General features: G+C 65.7%; 20 protein-coding genes and 1 pseudogene. 7 read left to right on the forward strand and 14 right to left on the reverse strand.

Features of this window, described 5'->3' with window-relative positions; translation table 11 throughout:
• The first annotated feature begins 743 nt into the window (after window positions 1–743).
• From BN4348_RS52135 to BN4348_RS52145, 3 genes and pseudogenes are all read left to right on the forward strand, one after another.
• The gene (locus BN4348_RS52135; RefSeq protein ID WP_066916288.1) at window positions 744–1,118 is read left to right on the forward strand and encodes a DUF3060 domain-containing protein; all 375 of its coding nucleotides are present in this window, start codon (window positions 744–746) and stop codon (window positions 1,116–1,118) included.
• Window positions 1,119–1,152: 34 nt separating this feature from the next.
• Window positions 1,153–1,698, forward strand: a complete 546-nt coding sequence (locus tag BN4348_RS52140; RefSeq protein ID WP_066916289.1) for a hypothetical protein — start codon at window positions 1,153–1,155, stop codon at window positions 1,696–1,698.
• Between the two features lie 366 nt (window positions 1,699–2,064).
• Window positions 2,065–3,289: pseudogene (locus BN4348_RS52145) on the forward strand (IS110 family RNA-guided transposase).
• Between the two features lie 4 nt (window positions 3,290–3,293).
• Here BN4348_RS52145 and BN4348_RS52150 read toward each other — a convergent pair.
• Together BN4348_RS52150 and BN4348_RS52155 are read right to left on the reverse strand one after the other, a co-directional pair.
• On the reverse strand, window positions 3,294–4,502 hold the full coding sequence (locus tag BN4348_RS52150; RefSeq protein ID WP_066916364.1) for an exonuclease domain-containing protein: 1,209 nt from the start codon (window positions 4,500–4,502) through the stop codon (window positions 3,294–3,296).
• A gap of 332 nt (window positions 4,503–4,834) precedes the next feature.
• Window positions 4,835–5,758 carry an enoyl-CoA hydratase gene (locus BN4348_RS52155; RefSeq protein WP_066916292.1) on the reverse strand — a complete coding sequence of 308 codons (924 nt, stop codon included), beginning with the start codon at window positions 5,756–5,758 and terminating at the stop codon, window positions 4,835–4,837.
• 94 nt (window positions 5,759–5,852) lie between these two features.
• Between BN4348_RS52155 and BN4348_RS52160 the strand changes: the two genes are divergently transcribed.
• The 3 genes from BN4348_RS52160 (at window position 5,853) to BN4348_RS52170 (ending at window position 8,159) form a co-directional block, all read left to right on the forward strand.
• Entirely contained in the window at window positions 5,853–6,017 is a 165-nt protein-coding gene (locus tag BN4348_RS52160) for a hypothetical protein (protein ID WP_096866203.1), read from the forward strand.
• Window positions 6,018–7,499 (forward strand): alpha,alpha-trehalose-phosphate synthase (UDP-forming), encoded by a 1,482-nt coding sequence (locus tag BN4348_RS52165; protein WP_066916294.1) that lies wholly within the window; start codon window positions 6,018–6,020, stop codon window positions 7,497–7,499.
• An 81-nt stretch (window positions 7,500–7,580) separates the two neighbouring features.
• A complete protein-coding gene (locus tag BN4348_RS52170) occupies window positions 7,581–8,159 on the forward strand; it encodes a hypothetical protein (RefSeq protein WP_066916296.1) in 579 nt (192 codons plus the stop codon).
• 3 nt (window positions 8,160–8,162) lie between these two features.
• On the opposite strand, the gene BN4348_RS52175 is transcribed toward BN4348_RS52170, so the two are convergent.
• The 12 genes from BN4348_RS52175 to BN4348_RS52230 form a co-directional block, all read right to left on the reverse strand.
• Entirely contained in the window at window positions 8,163–8,654 is a 492-nt protein-coding gene (locus BN4348_RS52175) for a mammalian cell entry protein (RefSeq protein WP_066916298.1), read from the reverse strand.
• A complete protein-coding gene (locus tag BN4348_RS52180; RefSeq protein ID WP_066916300.1) occupies window positions 8,654–9,373 on the reverse strand; it encodes a mammalian cell entry protein in 720 nt (239 codons plus the stop codon). Before BN4348_RS52180 ends, BN4348_RS52175 begins: the two co-directional genes overlap by 1 nt.
• Window positions 9,373–11,094 (reverse strand): virulence factor Mce family protein, encoded by a 1,722-nt coding sequence (locus BN4348_RS52185; protein WP_066916302.1) that lies wholly within the window; start codon window positions 11,092–11,094, stop codon window positions 9,373–9,375. Before BN4348_RS52185 ends, BN4348_RS52180 begins: the two co-directional genes overlap by 1 nt.
• A 9-nt stretch (window positions 11,095–11,103) precedes the next feature.
• The gene (locus BN4348_RS52190) at window positions 11,104–12,270 is read right to left on the reverse strand and encodes an MCE family protein (RefSeq protein ID WP_066916304.1); all 1,167 of its coding nucleotides are present in this window, start codon (window positions 12,268–12,270) and stop codon (window positions 11,104–11,106) included.
• Window positions 12,267–13,712: a virulence factor Mce family protein gene (locus BN4348_RS52195; RefSeq protein ID WP_066916306.1), complete on the reverse strand. Its 1,446-nt coding sequence runs from the start codon at window positions 13,710–13,712 to the stop codon at window positions 12,267–12,269. The genes BN4348_RS52190 and BN4348_RS52195 overlap by 4 nt, the downstream gene beginning before the upstream one ends.
• Complete coding sequence (locus BN4348_RS52200; protein WP_066916308.1) at window positions 13,709–14,773, reverse strand: virulence factor Mce family protein; 1,065 nt, start codon at window positions 14,771–14,773, stop codon at window positions 13,709–13,711. The genes BN4348_RS52195 and BN4348_RS52200 overlap by 4 nt, the downstream gene beginning before the upstream one ends.
• Window positions 14,763–15,815 carry an MCE family protein gene (locus BN4348_RS52205; protein ID WP_066916310.1) on the reverse strand — a complete coding sequence of 351 codons (1,053 nt, stop codon included), beginning with the start codon at window positions 15,813–15,815 and terminating at the stop codon, window positions 14,763–14,765. Before BN4348_RS52205 ends, BN4348_RS52200 begins: the two co-directional genes overlap by 11 nt.
• Window positions 15,815–17,017 carry an MCE family protein gene (locus tag BN4348_RS52210; RefSeq protein WP_066916312.1) on the reverse strand — a complete coding sequence of 401 codons (1,203 nt, stop codon included), beginning with the start codon at window positions 17,015–17,017 and terminating at the stop codon, window positions 15,815–15,817. The genes BN4348_RS52205 and BN4348_RS52210 overlap by 1 nt, the downstream gene beginning before the upstream one ends.
• 5 nt (window positions 17,018–17,022) lie before the next feature.
• Window positions 17,023–17,865: an MlaE family ABC transporter permease gene (locus BN4348_RS52215; protein WP_066916314.1), complete on the reverse strand. Its 843-nt coding sequence runs from the start codon at window positions 17,863–17,865 to the stop codon at window positions 17,023–17,025.
• A 16-nt stretch (window positions 17,866–17,881) separates the two neighbouring features.
• Complete coding sequence (locus BN4348_RS52220) at window positions 17,882–18,646, reverse strand: MlaE family ABC transporter permease (RefSeq protein WP_066916366.1); 765 nt, start codon at window positions 18,644–18,646, stop codon at window positions 17,882–17,884.
• Window positions 18,647–18,886: 240 nt separating this feature from the next.
• Complete coding sequence (locus BN4348_RS52225) at window positions 18,887–19,798, reverse strand: 3-oxoacyl-ACP reductase (RefSeq protein WP_066916316.1); 912 nt, start codon at window positions 19,796–19,798, stop codon at window positions 18,887–18,889.
• Window positions 19,799–19,811: 13 nt separating this feature from the next.
• Window positions 19,812–20,003: a ferredoxin gene (locus tag BN4348_RS52230; protein WP_066916368.1), complete on the reverse strand. Its 192-nt coding sequence runs from the start codon at window positions 20,001–20,003 to the stop codon at window positions 19,812–19,814.
• A gap of 212 nt (window positions 20,004–20,215) precedes the next feature.
• On the opposite strand from BN4348_RS52230, the gene BN4348_RS52235 reads away from it, so the two are divergent.
• Complete coding sequence (locus BN4348_RS52235) at window positions 20,216–21,397, forward strand: acyl-CoA dehydrogenase (RefSeq protein ID WP_066916318.1); 1,182 nt, start codon at window positions 20,216–20,218, stop codon at window positions 21,395–21,397.
• Window positions 21,398–21,411 lie beyond the last annotated feature (14 nt).

Here is a 21,411-nt window from a genome sequence, read left to right on the forward strand (position 1 = left end):
GGCAGCCTGGTGACGTTCGCGTCGTGGGTGAATGCGGCGTCATAGATTGCGCGCATGACCCAACCGGCGGGCACCAGGCGGCGCGCCCGGCTGCTCGGCATGCTCGCCGCCAAGGCCACGACGGTGCAGGCCAAGGCCAGCGTTAGGGGCTTCTCGTCCATCGATGCCCAGCCGTCGCCGCGACAGCGGATAAGCGGCCGCAGCGCCGATCAGACCATAGGCGGCAACCGGATTCCGCAGGCTCCGGCCGCGGCCATGCCGGAGGCGAGGGGGTTGATCGTCATACCCTTACCTTTGCACTCGTCGCGGTCACAGATCCGGACGAGATTGCGCCTTAACCCCGAGATGCTGCAAAATGCAAACAATTGGCCTCCTGGGCCGCGGCGGGCAATGTTAGCCCCGGCATCTGATGCCGCAGAATATCTTTCGCGCTCGGGGCAAATCCGGCCGCCCAACCCCGGCGGCTGCCGTCGGAGCCGCCAACGCTCCCTCATGCGCCCATCCCGCTTAATCCACAGATGCTGCAAAGTGCAAATAGTTTACGCAGCGGCCGCCACAAGCAGGGTTGAGCGACGGCATCTGCTGCCGCAGAACATATTTCGCACTTGACCAACCGGTGGTTTCTCAGTGATTTGTTTGAATATTGAGAATTCTCCGACGGGCGTGCTTTACCCCATACACAGAAAGTGAGAATGCACGTAGGCTCATTCGAGCAGATCGACCCGTCTCGAAAGGGGCCCGTAGTGAACTGGACAACCGTCGCGGCGCCGCTGGTCACCTGTGCCATCATCATCGCCGCCTCGACCGCCGCCGAGTCGCCGGCTGCACAGGCGAAGAATGGCGACACGCACATCACCGGGCAGGGCGTGGAACAGACGCTCGACTGCAACGACGCCACGCTGATCGTCAATGGCACCGCGAACGTCATCACCGCGAAGGGCAACTGCTGGGCCGTGACCGTCATGGGATCGGGCAACACCGTTGTCGCCGACTCGGTCACCCACGACATCACCGTGTACGGCTACGACCAGACGGTGTTCTATCACAGCGGCGACCCGGTCCTCTGGGACCGCGGCCGCGAATTGGGCATGACCAACCGGCTCCAGCAAGCGGGCTGAGGCGCCGCAACGACCCGAGGGGAGTCGAGGATCAATGCGCGATCATTTTACGGACAGCCCGTCCAAACTGGCCGCACTCGCCCTGGCCGGCTTTCTCGTCGCCGCCGCGGGCGTCGGCGTGGTATCCGCACCGCGCGCGTGGGCGGGCGACGCGCCGATCGGCCACATCGGTGACACCCTGCGGGTGGACACCGGCACCTACATCGCCGACGTCACCGTCAGCAGTGTGACCCCCTGCGACCCGCCCCCCGGATTCGGCTACACCCGCAGCGGCGTGCCGATCAAAAGCTTCCCCGGCAGCACCCCTAACCGCGCCGACGTGACGATCCACGCGATCCGGGTGCCCAACCCGCACATCATGGCGACCGACTTCAGCTTCGACGGCGTTACCCCATTCGCCGACGCCTACAAACCGCGTGCCAGCGACGCGCCCGACGCGCTGGACAACGTGCTCGTCAACGCGCCCAGCGGCGCGATCGTGCGCGGCGAAGTCTATTGGGACGCCTACCGCGACCCGGTCTCCACCGTCGTCCTGCTGGACAAGAAGACGGGCTATCACCTCGCCCAGTGGAACCTTTGACCTGGGCGCCACGTGTCCCGCGGCGGGGCACGCAACAGCTTGTCCATAGAGCGCGTCACCGTCATCCCGATGCGCCGGAAGCAGACATCGATGAACCCTCGCGTCCTAATGGGAGTTGATCGGCGAGCCTCGAACGGATAGTGATCCGGTAGCGGGACGCTGGTCGCCGAGCCGCCGGTCGGTGAGCACTTCCGCGCCCTGGAGTGATGTTCGATTCCTACGGCTAGACCGTGCCCCGGCCGGTTGGTGAGGCTTCCCATAGCGCTGATGGGGTGTCGTGCCGATTCGAGCACTGATCCATTAGGTCGCCGCCGGGTTGCCTTTGGCTCGAACAGGTTCCACCCGTTTCGGCAGAGGAGGTGATCGATGATCTTCGTCGGCGACGATTGGGCCGAAGATCATCACGACATCCACGTGATGGACGACAACGGCACCCGGCTGGCCTCGCGCCGGCTGCCAGAAGGGGTCCCCGGCATCCGCGGATTGCACGACATCGTGGCCACCCACGCCCAAGACCCCCGACAGGTCGTGATCGGCATCGAAACCGATCGAGGTTTATGGGTCAACGCGCTGGTCGCGGCCGGTTACCAGGTGTATGCGGTCAACCCGCTGGCGGTCGCTCGCTACCGCGACCGCCACCATGTCTCCGGAGCTAAATCCGATGCCGGCGATGCCAAACTGCTGGCCGACCTGGTGCGCACCGACCGCCACAATCATCGCCCGATCGCTGGGGACAGCGCCGACGCCGAGGCGATCAAGGTGCTCGCGCGTGGGCACCAGAACCTGATCTGGACCCGCAACCGGCACACCAACGCGCTGCGATCGGCACTGCGCCGAGTACTACCCGGCCGCGCTGGACGCCTTCGACGACCTGGCCGACCGCGACGCACTGGCTGTACTCGGCCGCGCCGCGACCCCGGCCGAGGGCGCTCGCTTGAGCGTGGCCAAGATCCGGTCAGCGCTCAAAGCCGCTGGGCGCCAACGAAACCTCGATACCCGAGCACTACAAATCCAGAAAATTCTGCGTAGCGAGCAACTCACCACTGCTGCCTCTGTCAGCGCCGCGTTCGCGGCGACCACCCGCGCCACAGTCAGCATCATCATCGAGCTCAACCACCAGATCAGCGATCTGGAAGCCGAACTGTCGACACATTTTGAGACACACCCGGACGCCGACATCTACCGCTCCCTGCCAGGACTTGGTGTTGTGCTCGGCGCCCGGGTGCTCGGTGAGTTCGGGGACGACCCCACTCGCTACACCACCGCCAAGTCTCGCAAAAACCACGCTGGAACCTCCCCGCTGACAGTCGCGTCGGGCAAAAAACGCGCCGTGCTGGCCCGCCACGTCCGCAACCGCCGGCTCTACGACGCTATCGACCAATGGGCGTTCTGCACGATCACCCGCAGCCCAGGCGCACGCGCCTACTACGACCAGCACCGCGCTGCCGAAGACCTCCACCACCAAGCCCTCCGCGCCGTCGGCAACCGCCTCGTCGGAATCCTCCACGGCTGCCTACGCCACCACACCACATACAACGAACAGCTAGCGTGGTCACCCCGCCACAACACCCCCACCACCAACGCCGCTTGACAAATTACGGACCTGGGATGTCTAGCAGGCGGGTGAGGGCGTCCTCGGTGATGATCGGAATACCGTATTCGCGCGCCTTATTGGCCTTGCCGCTGACCGAATCGGGATCGGCGGCGACCAGAATGCGCGTCCTACGGGTGAGCGCCCCAGTCGCGATGCCGCGCCGTGCGAGCTCTGTCTCCCATTCGGATCGCGCTCGGCGCATTGCTCCGGTGAGGCACACAACGTCACCCCGGGCCAACGCGTACTCAGCCCTTGCTTGACGTACGGGCGCCAATGCCAGCGCGGTCTCAACGTGGCTGGGACCCAATCCGCAGAGTTCGGCAACCTGAAGCAATTCAGCGCGCTCGTCGTCTGTGACCAACCCATCGGCAAGCGCTACCCTCGCCATCGATCGCAGGTATTCACAATGGATTTCGTCCAACAGCTGGCGTGACAGGCCGAGCTCCTCAGCCGTCACCACGAGTGCCTCCTCCTCGTGGAGCGACAGGTAGCGATCGAGCAGGGCGGACTCAAGGATCTCGAGATACGACTCGACCCGGATATCCTCGTGTCGAGGCATTCGTGCCACGATGCGATCAAGCCATCCCGCCGGCCGCCGCTGACGGGAAGTTCCGCGCACTACTAGCCGCACCTCCGGACCGGCGACGTCTGGCCACCGGAACTCCTCTGCACCGGAGATCTCGCTCGCCCAAGGCGGTGGAACGCCGCCGCGTTCCAGAAGGTGCTTCAGCAGACCTGCCACGGCCCGGGCATCTGCGAGCGCGGAATGCGCATCCGTGAGGAGGACGCCAGCGGCATCGCAGCAATCCCGTAGCTTTCGGGACGCCGCCGGAAGCAGCCGACCAGCCCACTTCATGGTGCAGAGCCCCGTCAGCCAGGGGTTGTCGAGCGCAACGCCGGCACGCCGCAACTCCGCACCGAGGAAGCGCAGGTCGAAAGCGATGTTGTGGCTGACGACAATTCGCCCGCGAAGGCACCTCAACAGCCTCGGAACGATTGCAGAGAAAGTGGGCGCGGCCAGCACGTCGGCGGCACAAATCCCATGGATCTCAGTAGGGCCAACGTCGCGACCAGGATTCAGCAAAGTAGACCACTCGTCTTCGGTGTCACCGTGCGACGAGAGCAATACGATGCCCACTTCAACCACGCGGTCGCTCTGATTGGCTGCCAATCCGGTGGTCTCAAAATCGAGGACTGCGAAGCCGGCCACGTCCACTCCTCTTACTCACGGCGACCTGTCTTCCGCAGCGTAAGCGGGGTTTTGCCGGAATTCCGGCGTTCGGGAAAGATTCCTTTGTGCGGCTGCGACTTAGTGCGCAAATCTCAGCCGACCGCGCCGAATAGCAGTTCAGATTGCCGTGATCAGCGATTTAGGCCGTGAGCCGCGTTATGTTTCGCGGGCGCTACACAAGCCCTGTCCGGGGGTGGTCGACGGTTTGTCCACCTCAGCGCGACAATATCGGCCTGTCGCTGTGAGGGCACAACGGTGCCGGCTGCTGCAGGAGACGCAAAGGGCGCATGTGCCCCAGAGAAGAGCTGTTCCTAAGGCGTATCGCGGCGGGCGATCTGGGTGGGCTTGGCGTCGCGCCAGTCCTCGACGTCGGGCGGCAGGCCGACCGCGTACCTGTTCTCGTTGTGGGCGGCCCAGTGGGCGTGGCCCAGCTCGTGAATGTGGAACGCGTGCCGCAGCGCCTCGGTGAATCCCATCGCGTCGGAGGCCGCGTTCACCGAGTCCTTGACCAGCAGCGCCGCCATCGTGGGCCGCTCGGCGATGCGCCGGGCGAATTCCAGCGTCTTGTCCGCCAGTTCGTCGGCCGGGAACACCTTCGACACCATGCCCAACCGGTAGGCCTCGTCGGCGTCCAGCGCATCGCCGGTCAGCAACAGCTCCTTGGCCTTGCGCGGCCCGAATTCCCAAGGGTGGGCGTAGTATTCGACGCCCGGCATCCCCAAGCGCACGGCGACGACGTCGCTGAACTTCGCATTGTCGGCCGCCACGATCAGGTCGCAGGCCCAGATCAGCATCAGGCCCGCCGAAATCGCGTTGCCCTGCACCTGGGCGATGGTGATCTTGCGCAAATCGCGCCAGCGGCACGTGTTCTGGAAGAAGTAGTGCCACTCCTGCAGGTAGATCTTCTCCGCGATGGGCTCACGGGTGCCGCCGTTGATGCGGAAGCTCGGCAGCTGGCTGCGCTCGGTGATCGCCAGCTCCGAGCCCAGGTCGTGGCCGGCGGAAAAGTTCTTGCCGCGCGCCGCCAGGATCACCACGCGCACGGTGTCGTCGGCCTCGGCGCGCAGGAACGCCTCGTCGAGCTGGATCAGCAGGCCGCGGCTTTGCGCGTTGTGGGCCTCGGGCCGGTTGAGCCAGATCCTGGCGACGCGGCCGTCGTCGAGGGTTTCATAGGTCACCAGCTCATTGGCCGCCTTCGAGCCGGCCCGGGCATCGGCTTGGTCGGAGAGTGTCATTCCGCCCACCTTTCAGATCCGCCAGTGTTTACACATTACGGCGAGTATGTAAGCGGGTCCCCGCCGGGTCTCGCGCTTGGCCTAGAGTTATGTCATGCCTACCAAATCTGATCATGGCGAACTCGGCGATGTGGAGCCGCTGGCAGCAAGCACCGCAAGCCAGGCCAGGCGGGTCGTCGCCGCGTACGCGAACGACGCCGACGAGTGCCGCATCTTCTTGTCGATGCTGGGTATCGGGCCGGCCAAGCACGAAACATAAATGGCTCCTCAGGGCGGCCCAAACTCGAAGAACGCACACTTCGGGAGCTCGGATTTCGTGGTGGTCGCCAACCGGCTGCCCGTCGACCTCGAGCGGCTGCCCGACGGCACGACGGCCTGGAAACGCAGCCCCGGGGGATTGGTCACGGCGTTGGAGCCGCTGCTGCGTCGCCGGCGCGGCGCGTGGGTCGGCTGGCCGGGAGTCGCCGACGACGACAACGAACTGGACTACGAGCCCATCGTGCAGGAGGACCTGCACCTGTATCCGGTGCGGCTGACCGGCGACGACGTCGCCGAGTACTACGAGGGATTCTCCAACGCCACGCTGTGGCCGCTTTACCACGACGTCATCGTCAAACCCATCTACCACCGCGAATGGTGGGACCGCTACGTCACGGTCAACCGGCGTTTCGCCGAGGCCGCGTCACTCGCTGCCGCCCGGGGCGCGACCGTGTGGGTGCAGGACTATCAGCTGCAGCTGGTGCCCAAGATGCTGCGCGAGCTGCGTCCCGACCTGACCATCGGTTTCTTCCTGCACATCCCGTTCCCGCCGGTGGAGCTGTTCAGGCAGATGCCGTGGCGCACCGAGATCGTCGAGGGCCTGCTCGGCGCCGACCTGGTGGGCTTCCATCTGCCCGGCGGCGCGCAGAACTTCCTCGTCCTGTGCCGGCAGCTGATCGGCGTCAACACCTCCCGGGGATCGGTGGGGGTACGTTCCCGATTCGGCGAGGTGGAGCTTGCGGCCCGCACCGTCCGGGTGGGCGCCTTTCCCATCTCCATCGATTCGACCGCGCTCGACCACGCGGCCCGCAATCCCAAAGTCAGGCGCCGCGCGCGGGAGATCCGCGCCGAGTTGGGCAACCCGCGAAAGATCCTGCTGGGGGTCGACCGGCTGGACTACACCAAGGGCATCGACGTTCGGCTGAGGGCCTTCGCCGAGCTGCTGTCCGAGGGCCGCGCCAAGCGCGACGACACCGTGCTGGTCCAGCTCGCCACTCCGAGCCGCGAACGCGTGGAGAGTTATCAGATCCTGCGCAACGACATCGAACGCCAGGTCGGCCACATCAACGGCGAATACGGCGAGGTCGGCCACCCCGTGGTGCACTACCTGCACCGCCCCGTTCCCCGCGACGAACTGATCGCGTTCTTCGTGGCCAGCGACGTCATGCTGGTCACCCCGCTGCGCGACGGGATGAACCTTGTCGCCAAGGAATACGTCGCCTGCCGCGTCCACCTCGGTGGTTCGCTGGTGCTCAGCGAATTCACCGGTGCCGCCGCCGAATTGCGGCAGGCCTATCTGGTTAACCCGCACGACCTCGAGGGGCTCAAGGACGCGATCGAAGCGGCACTCAACCAGACGGACGAGGAGGGCCGGCGCCGGATGCGAGCGATGCGCCGCCAGGTGCTCGCTCACGACGTAGACCGCTGGGCGCGGTCATTCCTCGACGCGCTTGTCGAGTCACATCCACACGACGCTGATTAGCGGGCGTTTAGCTCCGAAACCCATGGCGTTTCGGCCAAAACGCTGTGATACTCAATGCAGCAGTGAAAAGGAAGGATTGTCGTGAAGCTTCGTCGCGGATTGGCCGCCGGCGCCGGAATCTTTTCGGCCATTTCTCTTGGTGTAGCAGTGGAATCCGGCACCCCGGCGCATGCGGTCGCGCCACCGGCGGACGGCAATTACTCGTTCAATCAGGCAGGTGTGTCCGGGGTGACCTGGCTGGTGTCGGCGCTGTGCGATCAAGTAAACGGAAGCCGCTACTACAAGGACTACGACAATCCCACGATCATGGCGGACTTTTGTATCTTGAACGTGGTGAGCTCGACGTCCGAACAGATCAGTCGCCAGGATAAGCTCCAAAACTACAGCGGCAGGGCCAGACTCGTGAGCGGGCTCTGGACGTTCGAGGTCAATGCGCCCAACGGCGTTTCGTGCCCGGGTGGCGGCACGGCGGCATCGACTGAGACTTACGCTTTCGACAACGAGACGCTCGCGGGCACGCACACCACGCTGCACGGCGCCGAATGCGGCTTGGAGCCGTCGATGAGCAAGCAACCGTTCTCACTGGCGCTCGCGGGCCCGCCGCCCAGCCCGGCCCAGCGTTATCCCTTGCGATGCAACGACATTGCGATTTGCTTCTGACGGCTAGATGGGTGTGATGTAGGCGATCAACCACTTGTCGCCAATCTTCTTGAAGTCCACCCGCAACCGGCTGCCGTCGTATAGCGGCTGGCGCGACTTGTCGGTCACGGTGCGGTTCAGGTAAACCATGACCGAGGCGGAATCGCGTTTCGCCGTCATCACACCGACGCCGACAACGTTCGCCTGGACAACGACTTCCCGCTTCTTGGCCTCCGGGATGATCTGTGCGTTGGCGCTCTTCTGGAACTCCTGACGATAGGCGGGCGTCAGCAGCGGATACGCTTCGGCGAGACTACGTTCGACGGTCTGGTAGTCGTAGGCGAAGACCTCCGGAATCTCCTTTGATGCCAGTTGCGGCAACAGGGCGCGCGCTGACTGCTCAGCGCGGGTCTCCACCCGGTCCCAATAAAACCAGCCGGCGGCAGCGGCCAATCCGATGATGCTTACCAGCAGGAAGCAGCCCACGGCGGCGATCAGCCACCGCCGCAACCGCATCAGTTGCCCCCGTCCGGATACTTCAGGTCGTAGCCGGTCATGTGGCCGGCGTCGTCCTCATGCACGATGACCCGGAGCCGATACGGCATGGACGGTTTGTTGGTCCCGTCGATATCGGCAACCGTGACCCGCACCGAGACCAGCACGGAGGCGTTGTCGGTGACCGAATCGATGCCCTCGAGGGCAGCGCCGTTGATGACGGCTTCCGACGTCGCGTTGGTGGAGCGAAACAACGCCTTGAGATTCTCAATGTTGTTGTTGGCGCCCATCATTCCGCGCAGCGGACCGCTGGTGCTGTTGTAGAAGCGATTCACGCTGTCGTCGACGTTGTCCTGCTTGTAGCTGAACATGTTGACCACCATCTGCGTGGCGGTGTCGACGAAGCGCCGGTCGCGCGCTTGCTCGGAATCCGCATGGCGCTGCTGGACGATCAGCGACGTCAAGGAGGCGGCCAACCCACCGATCGCCAACAGGGCGAGGGCAAGCGCGAGGCATCCCACCAGCACCCGGTGAGCCCGCCGCCGCGGCGGCGGCTTGACGGGGTTGAGGGTCTTCACCTTCTTGGCAGTGGGCTTCGCCGTCCGCTCCGGCTCGTCAGCGACTTCGACGTGAACCTCAACGGCCTCAGCCGAACCGCTTTTCACCGGACCCGCCGGGCGGGACGCGCGGCGGCGGACCCGTTGCGACGTCGTCTGCTCGTCTTTCGAGACGGGCTCCATCAAAGCGGCCTCGGGTCGCGCATCAGGTCCACCCAGTTCTCGGCGCTGGATGCACCGCTGGTGCCGGGCGCGAAGATACCAGTGCCGCCCGCCGGATCCACAAAGGCTCCGGTTTGTTGGTCATAGGTGGCGTAGGAGGGACCGCTGGCCTGCGGTTGCGGGCCGGGCGGCGGGCCCCACGGCTTCTCGGGACCCGGTCCTGCCGGCGGGGGATTGATCCCCTCCGGCGGTGCCGGCGGCGGAAGCCACTTCGGATACGGGAGCTGGGGCGGCTCCGGGGGGACCCCCGGCGGGTGCCACGACGGGTTACCCGGCGGCGGCCCGCTGTCGTTGGGGGGCGGCGGATCGTAGGCGGGCTGGTGCGGCGCCGGCCCGGGCCCGGGCACCACCCCCGGCGGGGGTGGACCCACCATGGGAGTCCCCGGATCGGGATCGGCGCCCGGCGGTACATACGGGAACTTGTTGGGCGGCAACACGTTCAGCCCATTCGTCACCGGGGTGTCGTAGGGCACCGGGGGGCCTCGCCAGGGGTTGCGCCCGACCGGCACATAGCCCTTCGGGTCGCGGCACTGCTGAATCGTGGGCGCCCGCTTGCCGGGGAACTCCTGGCATGGGTAGTTTCGGGCGCCGCGCACGGTGCTCGGATCGTTCTGGGCGACCTTGCAGTACATGTCCTTCGGCAGCTCGCGCAGCGTCTCATCGGCCGGCGTGCGCTGCAGCGGCGGGGGCAGGAATCCGACAGAGCACGGCGGCGGATCGTTGAGGTCGATCTTGAAGTCCAGCTTCGCGCCCTCATCCTGGGGGGTGCCGCCGGCCGCCGTGATGATCGCGGCAAACAGCGCGGGCAAGACCACCAGGAGCTGTTCGATCGACTTGTGGTAGATCACGCCCACCCGGCCAAGGTTCGCCAGGCTCGCGGCCAGCGCCGGGAACGAGGGGCGAATGCCGGAGAACGCGGTGCTGGCCTCGTCCGCCGCGCCCGGGGCGTTGGCCAACGTCGAGCGCAGCTGCGGGTCGGCCTGACGCACGTCAGAAGTGAAGCGGGCCAACCCGTCCGACAGGGATTTGATGTCCGCGCCGGCCCGGATCTGAGCCTGCAGGAACGGGCCCGCCTGATCGATCAGCTGCGAGACCTGCGGATAGTTGGCGTTGGCCTCGTCCACCAGCAACCGGGCTGACTCGAAAAGCCTCGCCAGCTCCGGGCCCGAGCCGTTGGCCGCGGCGAACGTCTCATGCAGCAGCTCGCGCAACCGGGTGTCGCCGAGGCTGTTCACCAGCGTCTCGGACTGTTTCAACAGGGCGGCGACGTCCTGACCGATCCGGGTGTTCTGCCGGTCGATCCGGGATCCGTTGTGCAGTTTGACCGTTGCCGGGTTGTCCGGCGGCACCAGGTCGATGTACTGCTCACCGACGGCCGACACGCTCTTCACGGTCGCGGTGACGTTCGCCGGAATGGGAGTGCCGCTGTTGAGCCGCATTTCGGCGGTGACGCCGTTGGGGTTCAGGCCCACCGACTCGACGCGGCCTACCGCGACGCCGCGGTAGGTGACGTTGGCGTTCTTGTACAGGCCGCCGCCGGCGACGAAATCGGCGCTGACGCCGTAGGTCCCGATGCCGAACGTCGCCGGAAGGCGCAGGTAGAAGATGGCCGTCACGATCAGGGTGATCGCGGTGATCAGCGCAAAAATGCCGAGCTGGATCTTCGTCAGTCTATCTAGCATCGCGCTGCCCTACCGCCCCTCAGAACCCGAAGCCGTGCCGGGCGGAATCTTGAACGGATCGGCCGCCTGTCCGGACAGGTTCGCCAGCTCGCCGGTCAAGAAGTCGGGCGGGTTGAGGATCTCGTTCATGTGCATCATGTTCGGGTCGAGTGCATACGACGTGGTGAAGAACGTCTCGCCAAGCCGCCGCAGGGTGAGGTCGAAGGTGGTGAACACGTTGAGGTAGTCGCCGCGCACGGCCTGCTTGATGCCCCAGTTGGGGAACGGGAACGTCAGCAGGATCTGCATCGACGTGACGAAATTCTTCCGGTTATCGTTCAGCGCCTTCACGACCGAATACAGGCCTTTGACGTCTTCGGCGAAGTCCACCTTGGTTTTCGAGAGCACGCGCGACGAAACGCCGGCCAGCTTCTTCAGCGCGGCGAACGCGTCGACGATGTGGCCCCGGTTCTTGTTGAGCACGCCGATCGCTTCGGGCAGCGTGTCCAGCGCGCGGCCCAGGTTGTCCTTGTCGCGCGCCAGGGTCGCCGAGAACCGGTTCAGCCCATCGACCGCGTCGATGATGTCGTTGACCTGCCGGTTCAGCCCCGCCGTCAATTCGGCGAGTCGGGGGATCAGGTCGGCGAATTGGTCCTGGCGGCCGGCGACGGCCTGGTAGGTCTCGTTCGTAATGTCTTCCAGCGCACCGAGGTTGCCCTTGTTGACCACTACGCCCAGGGCAGAAAGCACCTCTTCGGTGGTGGGAAAGCGGCCGGTGCTGGACTCGGGGATCTTCGACCCGTTGACAAGCTTGCCGATCGCCGGCTTGCCCTTTGGGGCAGCCAGGTCGATGTGCAGCGAACCCAGCAACGATGTCTGGGCCACCGTCGCGATCGCGTTGGCCGGCAACACCACGTTCTTGTTGAGCGCCAGCTTCACTGCGGCATAGAAGGATCCGTCGGCCCGCTGCTCGGCCGAGATGCCCGAGACGCTGCCCACGGTCACGTCGTCGACCATGACCGGCGAGTTCTGCGGCAGCGTCGCCACGTCGGGGATTTCGACGGTGACCGAATACGCGCCGCTCCCGTGGCCGGCTGTGCCGGGCATCGCCACGGAGTTCAGCCCGTTGAATTGACAACCGGCCAGTAGCGCGCCACCCACGGCTAACACGCTGGCGCGCAGCCAGATTCGGCTCATCCGCCACCGCCCAGGTTGGCCGCCGGGCCATTGGGCGCCTGGCTCGGCGCCGGGCCGGGTAGCGGACCGAACGCGTTACCGGGTCCGGGACTAGAGGCCTGACCCGGGCTCGCCCCGGCCGGCGGCGGCCCTGGAGGAGCGCCCGCCTGCGGCGCCGTCGGAACCAGCAGGGCCTGCAGATCCGTCGGGCTCTGGTCGGCCGGCGGCGATTGAGCGCCGTTAGCGGGTATCCAGGTCAGCTGGGGAACCGGTGTCTTCGCCTTGGCCTCGGTCTCCGGGGTGTCGTAAATGATCTGACCCTTGTACGCGGTGATCGTGTTGAGCGGGTGGAACATCACCGGCGGATAGTTCACCGCCAGACGGCGCAGCACGGGGCCCAGGCGCTCACGGCAGAGCTCGGCACGCTTGAAGTACTCCGGCGCTTTCGGTCCCGCGGGTGTCTCGAAGGACCCGCCGCAGATGAACTGCACCGGATTGGAGAATTCGGGTATCGACAACAGGCCGTTCAGGGTGCCCTGGGCGGGGTCATAGATGTTGTAGAAGTTGGTGATGCCGGGGCCGGCCACGTGCAGCACCTGTTCGATGTTGTCGCTCTGGTCGCTCAACGTCTGGGCGAAGTCGTTGAGGTTGTTGACCGTATCGATCAGAGTCGAATTGTTCTCGTGCAGGAAACCCCGGATGTCCGAGAGCGCTTGGTTGAGCGTGCCCAGGGTGTTGTCGAGGTGCCGCGAGCTGTCGGCAAGCACCTGTGACACCGAGGCGACGTTGCCGGCGAACTGTACGATCTGGTCGTTGCTCGCCGACAGCGCGTTCACCAGCACCTGCAGGTTCTTGACCGTGCCGAAGATGTCGCCGCGCGAATCGCCCAGCCGCCCGGCGACTTGTGAGAGCTCACGCAGCGCGTTGTGGAAGGATTCGCCCTTGCCGTCGAGCGTGTCCGCGGCCTGGTTGATCGCCGCACCCAACGGGCCCTGAGATTGTCCCGCCGCGGGGCTCAACTGTACGGCCAGTTGGGTCAGCGACTCCTTCACCTCGTCCCATTCCACCGGCACCGCGGTGCGGGCCAGATCGATGCTGGCACCGTCGGGCAACACCGCCCCGCCGGTGTACGCCGGGGCGAGCTGAACGAACCGTGCCGACACCAGGTTTGGCGACATGACGACGGCCTTGACATCTTTGGGGATCTTCACGTCCTTGGACACCGACATGGTGATCTTGACGTCGGAAGGCCGCGGCTCGATCGAGTCGATCGTGCCGACCGGCACGCCCAGCACACGGACCTGGTCGCCGGGGTACAGGCCGACGGCGGAGGTGAAGTAACCGACGACGGTGCGGTTATTGCCTTGCGCGGAGAGCACATACACGCCCGCCGCCGCCATCGCGACCAGCGCGATGATGATGCCATAGCGCAGCCCGCGGCTGCCGGTGATCCGCTTCATCATGGTGACTTCGGCCTAATCACCCAGCGTTCCTGAATCAGCCCGCGCAGGTAGTCGGAGAGGCTGGCCGGCAGCTTGCCCGGCTGGTAGAAGAAGTCGAACACCATCGCGATCATCGACGCCGGCAGCACGCTGTAGACGTTCACGTTGAACCCGGGCCCCGAGCCAACCACCTCGCCCAGCGTTGTCGCGTAGGCGGGCAGCCGCTTGAGGGCCTCGGTGATGTAGTCGCGGCGCTCGTTGAGGTTGGACAGCACCGAGTTCAGCTTGCTCAGCGCCGGGCCGAACTCCTTGCGGTTGTCGGCGACGAAACCGGAAATCTGCGCCGACACGTCGTGGATACCCGAGATCAGCTGACCGATCGCGGCGCGCCGCTCGTCGAGCGCGGCGAACAACTCGTTGCCGTCGTCGACCAGCTTGTTGACCTGGTCGGCGCGCTGCGACAGCACCGCCGTCACCGACTTCGCGTGCGCCAGCAGGCCTTGCAGGGCCTCGTCGCGGCGGTTCAGGGTGCGCGACAGCGACGTCACCCCGTCCAGGGCGCCGCGCAGTTCGGGGGTGGCGTCGTGCAGCGTGTCGGTCAGCACGTTGAGGGCCTGGTCGAACTGCGGCTTGTTGAGATTGCTGGCGTTTTGACCGAGGTCCTCGAGTGCACCCGCCAGCGTGTAGGGCGTGGTGGTCCGACTCAGCGGGATGGTGGTGGCGTTGCCGTGGCCGGCGGGGCTCACCGAGATCGAGCGTTCGCCGAGGATGGTGTCGGTGCGGATCGCGGCCAGGGACTGATCACCCACGGCGACGTGCCGGTCCACGCTGAACGTCACCTTGGCGCTGTTCCCGGCGAGCCCGACGGACTGGACCTTGCCGACCTTGAACCCTGAGACGTACACGGCGTTGCCGGGCGTGATGCCGCCGGCGTCGGTGAAGTAGGCGTTGTACGTTTTGCCCTGCGGCCAGAAGGGCAGGCCGCTATAGCCGAATGCGATGAGGACGACGCAGACCACCAGCACCACGCCGAAGATGCCGGTGCGCAACGGGTCGCGTTCACGTCTTGCGCTACTTGGCAAAAGCGCACCTCCCCTTGCTGGGGTCCAATTGGCCGCCCATGGGTATCCGAATGTCGCCGCCGGCCGGGCCGTTGATCTTGATCGTTACCGAGCAGAAGTAGATGTTGAAGAAGGCGCCGTAGGCGCCCAGCGCGGACAGTCGCAGGTAGTCCTCGCCCAGTTGCTCGACGTCGTTGTTCACCTCGGCCTTGCGGTTGTCCAGCTCGGTGGCCAGGGGCCGGGTGTTCTCCAAGATGCCCTGCAGCGGACGCCGCGAATTCTTCAGCAGCTCAGTCAAATCCGTCGTCGTCGACGCGAGCGGCGGGATGGCGCCCGCGACATCGTCCTTGTTCTTGGCCAGACCGGTGATCAATTGCTGGAGCTGATCAACGCTGGCCGAGAACTGCGCGCTCTTCTGATCGACGGTGCCCAGCACGGTGTTCAGGTTCGTAATGGTGTCGCCGATGAGCTGGTCGCGGTGGCCCAGGGCCGACGAGAAGGCACTGGTGTCGGCCAGCACGTTGGACAACGCTCCCCCCTGGCCCTGCAGCAACTGGATGACCGCGCTGCTGATGGTGTTGACCTTGTCGGCATCCAGGCCCTTGAGCACCGGCCGCAGGCCGCCCAGCAGCGCGTCGAGATCCAGTGCGGGCTGGGTGTGCTCGGAGTTGATCGTGCCGCCCGCCGGCAACTTCCGCAGCTCCCCCGGGCCCGACGTGATCTCCAAAAAGCGGTCGCCGACCAGGTTCTCGTAACGGATCACCGCGCGCGTGGACGTGTATAGCGTGTAGCGGCTGTCGACTCCGAACTGGACGTCGACGGTGTTGTTCGGGTTGAGCTTGATGCCCGACACGGCGCCGACCGGCACCCCGGCGATGCGAACCTTTTGGCCGGCCTTCAACCGCGACGCATCCGTGAAGGTTGCGTGATAGGAGGTCTCGGGACCGAACCGGAAATCACCGAATACCACCACCAGACCGGCGGCCACCACCAGCATCACGACCGCGAAGATGCCGAGCTTGATCACCATCGACCGGTGCGACGGCATTCCCGAGGCGGCCATCAGAAGTCGTCCCGTTCCGCGAAGGCGCCGTGGAACAGGAACTGCAGCGTGGAGGGCGCGTCGAACTGGAGTTCGGTGAAGGGCTCGTACGGGACGTTGGCGTTGTCGGTGACGAGGAACGGCGCCCGGTAGAACGACCCGCCGTGTTGCTTGCTCGGAATGTCAGGCAGCCCGCGGCAATTCGGGCCACCGGACGCGTTGACCTGCGGCAGGGCTTCCGGATACGTGTACGACGGTGCGCCCAAGATGAAGCTCGACGACGTGAACAGGCCCGCCTTGTTGCCGCCGAGCAGGGGGCCGAATTCCTTGATGCCTCGATCGATACCCGCGAATATGCAGCCGAGTTCGGGCGAGTAGTCGGCGGCCACCTTGATCGGCGCGCGCAGCCTGTTGATCGCGTCGATGAAGTTCTGCTCGGCGGGCTCCAGCGTCTCGTAGGCGTTGTTGGCCAGCCCGATCGTCGCCAACAACGTGTCGTTGAGGTTCTTCTGCTGGTCGACGACGGTCCTGTTGATCGTGGGCAAGCTGTCGAAGACGGTATTCAGGTCGGGGGCGGCGTCGGCGTAGGTGTTGGTGACGATCCCGGTCTTGCGGAAGTCTTCCTGCAGGGCGGGCAGCTTCGGGTTCGCCTGCCGTGCCAGGGTATTCAGTCCTGACAAGGTGCCGCCGAAGTCGTCGCCGTGGCCACGCAGGCCTTCGGCGAGCGCGCTGAGCGTCCCGTTCAATTCGACGGGGTCGATCTTGTGCAGCAGGTCCATCAGCGACTGGAACAATGTGTTGACTTCCAGTTGCACCGCCGAGGCTTGGACATGCGCGTCCGGGCGCAGCGACGTCGGCGAGGGCGCTTGGGGCGGAAGGAATTCCACCGACTTGGCGCCGAAGATGGTGTTCCCCCCGATGTGCACGGTCGCGTTGGAGGGGATGAAGTGCATCTGGTCGCTGTTGATGGCCAGCGTCAGCCGCGCCTGGTCACCGGAGTAGTCGATGGCGGTGACCTTGCCGATCTGGAGGCCGCGGTACTTGACCTTGGCGCCCTTGTCCATCACCAGTCCCGCCCGCGGTGACGAGACGGTGACGGTGTCGGTCGAGGCGAAAGCCGCTGTGTAAGAGAGATAAGTCAGGGCGACGAAGGCCACAATCAAAGCGGCCAGCAGCGCCGCTGCCAGCCGGACACTCGATCGTCGCGATACCCGTTCTGCCATCGTCCCTACCCGGAGAGATTGAAATTGCCGGACGCGCCGTAGACGGCGAGCGAGATGAACAAGGTGATGACGACCACGACGATCAGCGAGGTCCGCACGGCCTGGCCGACCGCGATGCCGACCCCGACCGGCCCGCCGGTGGCGTTGTAGCCGTAATAGGTATGGACGAGCATCACCGCGATGGACATCACGATGGCCTGCAGGAACGACCACAGCAAATCGGACGGAATGAGGAAGGTATTGAAGTAGTGGTCGTACAGGCCCTTGGACTGCCCGTTGATGTACACCGTGGTGAAGCGGGCGGCGAAGAACGCGGCCAGGACCGACAGCGAATACAGCGGAATGATCGCGATCAGGCCGGCGATCAGCCGGGTCGACACCAGGTAGGACACGGACTCCACCGCCATGCATTCGACGGCGTCGATCTCCTCGGACACCCGCATGGCGCCCAGTTGGGCGGTGGCGCCGGCGCCGATGGTGGCCGCCAGCGCGATGCCGGCGATCACCGGCGCGACGATGCGGACGTTCAGGAACGCCGACAGGAACCCGGTGAGCGCCTCGATGCCGATGTTGCCCAGCGACGAGTAGCCCTGCACGGCGATGACGCCGCCGGAGGCCAGGGTCAGGAAGGCCGCCACCCCGACGGTGCCGCCGATCATGATGAGAGCGCCCGCGCCCAGCGTCATCTCGGCGATGAGCCGGATCGTCTCTTTGCGGTAGCGGGTGAGTGCGTCGGGGACGTGCCGCAGGGTCTCTCCATAGAACAAGGCCTGCTCGCCGAAGTCGTCGACGGGCGCCTGCAACCTCGTCATGATGCGGCGAAACCGGAGGGTGGCGTCGTAGCTCATCGGGTGCTCACTCGCCTCATTTCGCCGTAATCCGCACGCCGATGGCGGTCATGACCACGTTGATGACGAACAGGCAGATGAACGCGTAGACGACGGTTTCGTTGACCGCGTTGCCGACGCCCTTCGGCCCACCCTTCACGGTCAGGCCGCGGTAACAGCCGACCAGCCCGGCCATCACGCCGAACAGCAACGCCTTGACTTCGGCGAGCACCAGCTCGCGCAGCCCGGTGAGCACGGTCAGGCCGTTGATGAACGCGCCCGGGTTGACGCCCTGGAGGAAGACGGAGAACGCGTAGCCGCCGGACAGGCCGATGGCGCACACCAGGCCGTTGAGCAACAACGCGACGACCGTGGACGCGAGTACCCGCGGCACCACCAGCCGGTGGACCGGGTCGATGCCGAGCACCCGCATCGCGTCGATCTCTTCGCGGATGGTGCGTGCACCCAGGTCGGCGCAGATCGCGGTGGCGCCGGCGCCGGCCACGACGAGCACGGTGACCACCGGGCCCAGCTGGGTGATGGTGCCGAAAGCGGTTCCGGCGCCGGACAAGTCGGCCGCGCCGATCTCGCGCAACAGGATGTTGAGGGTGAACGCGACCAGCACGGTGAACGGGATGGAGACCAGCAGCGTCGGCACCAGCGACACGCGGGCGATCATCCACGTCTGTTCGAGGAACTCGCCGAATTGGAAGGGCCGTCGGAAGGTCTCGCGGGCGGTGTCGATCATCATCTCGAAGAACCCGCCCACAGCGCGGGCCGGAACCGCGAGTTGTTCTTTCAACTCGGCCACCCCCCTTTGCTGGTCGCGGCGAAGCCTGTGTTCCGCCTTTGCATTGTCTTCGGTCGCTCGCGGCCCGGTGTGAGCCGGCTCATATTAACCCAGAAGAAGTGGGTGCTGTCAATGAACAGCATTTCTGTATCCGAAGCGTTAGTTTGTCCAGGTCAGAGGGGTTGCCGTTACTTCAATCTGACACATGTTCTACTCGGTCAATTCCCCCCGCAAAATTCGTTTACACGGCCATTACTCCATCAGCCCGACGGCGGAAAAGTTCCGCTCCGGATCGCGTCCAGCAAAGTATTTTTGGAGCTCGCGGCTGAGTTGGCCGGGTTCCCACGCCGGCCCGTCCGCGGAGAACCTGTGCTCCGCTGTCGGCGCGGAAACCAGCGTCACCTGCGGACCGTAGACGATGAACACCTGACCGTTGACTTCGGCGGCGGCCGGCGATGACAAGAACTTGACCAGGCTGACCACGTGCTCCGGCGAGAGCGGGTCGATGCCGCCCGCCTCTAATTCGGGTGCCGCCCCGAAGACGTCGGCCGTCATCGCGGTGCGGGCCCGCGGACAGATCGCATTGGCGCATACCCCGCAGCGGCCCAGGGCCCGCGCGGCGGTCAGGGTGAGCGAGATGATGCCGGCCTTGGCCGCGCCGTAGTTGGCCTGGCCCACCGGCCCCACCAGACCGGCCTCCGAGGCGGTGTTGACGATGCGGCCGAAGACCGTCCCGCCGGCATCCTTGGCCTTGGTGCGCCAGTAGGTGGCCGCGTTGCGCGTCAGCAGGAAATGGCCGCGCAGGTGCACCGCGATGACGAGGTCCCATTCCTCGTCGGACATGTTGAACAGCATCCGGTCGCGCGTGATCCCGGCGTTGTTCACCACGATGTCCAGCCCGCCGAGCCCGTCGGCGGTGGCCACCAGCTCGTCGGCCGTCGCGCGCTCACTGATGTCGCCGGCCACGGCGACGGCCTTGGCGCCGGTGGCGCTGATCTCGTCGATGACGTCGGAGGCATCCAACGCACCGGCGATGTCGTTGACGACGACGGTGGCGCCGAGGCCGGCTAAGCCGAGCGCCTCGGCGCGGCCCAGTCCCGCGGCCGCACCGGTCACCACCGCGACCTTTCCGGACAGATCGGCCGCGTTTGTGCTGCTAGTCAATTTATGAATACCTCTAGTCTTGGCGCAGCAGCGCGGCGCGGGGGCACTCGGCGATGGCCTGGTCGGCCAGCTGCTCTCGGTCGGGCGGAATCGGATCGATCTTCACCACGGCGTAGTCCTCGTCGTCCAGGTCGAACAGGTCAGGCGCGATTCCCATGCACACCGCGTTGCCTTCACACCGGTCACGATCCACGATCACCCGCACGGCACCCTCCTTGAACCTGGCCTTCAAACTGAGCACTCGCCCCATCGGTATGTAGATCCACCATAGGGCCCCAGTGCGTCAGGGCAAACGGTCGCTGGATTCCAAGACTAGAACGTGTTACAACCGGGGAGGCGAACGGGTAGCCGTTGGCAGGGCTACCACACGTGACGTGGCATTCGATATCGACGCTTGACGAACAAGGACGGCTGGTTATGCGCATCAGTTACACCCCTGAACAGGAGGAGCTGCGTCGCGAGCTGCGGTCGTACTTCACCACGCTGATGACCCCGGAGCGCCGCGAGGCGCTGAGCTCCACGCAGGGCGAGATCGGGACGGGCAACGCCTACCGCGAGGTCGTCTCGCAGATGGGCAAGGACGGCTGGCTGACCCTGAACTGGCCCAAGGAGTACGGCGGGCAGGACCGCTCGCCGATGGACTCGCTGATCTTCACCGACGAGGCGGCCATCGCCGGCGCGCCGGTGCCATTCCTGACGATCAACAGCGTCGCGCCGACGATCATGGCCTTCGGCACCGACGAACAGAAGAAGTTCTTCCTGCCCAAGATCGCGGCCGGCGACCTGCACTTCTCGATCGGCTATTCCGAACCCGGCGCCGGCACCGACCTGGCCAACCTGCGCACCTCCGCCGTGCGCGACGGTGACGACTACGTGATCAACGGCCAGAAGATGTGGACGAGCCTGATCCAGTACGCCGATTGGGTCTGGCTGGCGGTGCGCACCAACCCCGAGGCCAAAAAGCACCGCGGCATCTCGATGCTGGTGGTGCCGACCACCGCCGAAGGCTTCTCTTGGACGCCGGTGCACACGATGGCCGGCCCGGACACCAGCGCCACCTACTACACCGACGTGCGGGTCCCGGTGACCAACCTGATCGGCGAGGAGAACGGCGGCTGGAAGCTGGTCACCAACCAGCTCAACCACGAGCGCGTCGCCCTGGTGTCGGCGCAGCCGATCATCGTGGCGCTGCGCGAAGTCCGCGAGTGGGCGCAACACACCAAGGACGCCAGCGGCGCCCGGCTCATCGACTCGGAGTGGGTGCAGCTCAACCTGGCCCGCGTGCACGCCAAGGCCGAGGTTCTCAAGCTGATCAACTGGGAGCTGGCGTCGGCGGCGAGTGAGAACTTGTCGCCGGCCGATGCCTCGGCGGCGAAGGTGTTCGGCACCGAGCTAGCCACCGAGGCATACCGCCTCCTGATGGAGGTGCTGGGTACCGCGGCCACGGTGCGCCCGGATTCGCCGGGCGCCCTGCTGCGCGGGCGGGTCGAGCGGATGCACCGGGCGTGCCTGATCCTGACCTTCGGTGGCGGCACCAACGAGGTGCAGCGCGACATCATCGGGATGGTCGCGCTGGGACTGCCCCGAGCCAACCGCTGAGCTTCCTCTATATA

The sequence above is a fragment of the Mycobacterium interjectum genome, assembly GCF_900078675.2.
Taxonomy (GTDB): domain Bacteria; phylum Actinomycetota; class Actinomycetes; order Mycobacteriales; family Mycobacteriaceae; genus Mycobacterium; species Mycobacterium interjectum.